General features: G+C 54.1%; 1 protein-coding gene. It reads right to left on the minus strand.

Features of this window, described 5'->3' with window-relative positions; translation table 11 throughout:
• The coding region (locus NE664_12685; protein ID MCQ4727492.1) for a diaminopropionate ammonia-lyase at positions 1–617 on the minus strand (617 nt) is incomplete at both ends.

Below are 617 nucleotides of genomic sequence, written 5' to 3' on the forward strand. Positions count from 1 at the left end.
CCTGTACGGCTCCGGCAAGTGAACCGACGCCTGCCTGAACGAATACGTGAGTCGGTCTGTCGCAGCCGTATTCCTCTAACTGCTCGCCGGCCTCCATCGCCATGGTTCCGTATCCCTGCATGATCCATGCCGGAATCTCTTCGTAGCCGTCCCACGCGGTATCCTGTACGACAACGCCGTGTTCTGTTTTGGAAGCAGCGTCGGCGGCCATACGGACACATTCGTCATAGTTGACTTCCTCGATGGTAACCTCTGCGCCCTCTGCCTTGATGTTGTTAAAACGGGTGATGGTGGAGCCCTTCGGCATGAAGACAACCGCTTTCTGTCCTAACCGGTTGGCAGCCCATGCAACGCCTCGTCCGTGGTTGCCGTCTGTAGCTGTAAAGAAGGTAGCCTGACCAAATTCTTTCCGAAGCTCTTCGGAAGTTAAAACACTGTATGGAAGATCGGAAACGTCTTTTCCTGTCTGCTGTGCTATGTACTTCGCAATGGCGAAGGAACCACCCAGTACCTTGAAAGCGTTTAAACCGAAGCGGTAGGATTCGTCCTTCACGTAAACCTGACCCAGACCTAAGTATTCGGCCATGTGGTCGAGTTTGGCAAGCGGCGTCTTGCTG

The sequence above is a fragment of the Anaerotignum faecicola genome, assembly GCA_024460105.1.
Classification (GTDB): Bacteria; Bacillota; Clostridia; order Lachnospirales; family Anaerotignaceae; genus JANFXS01.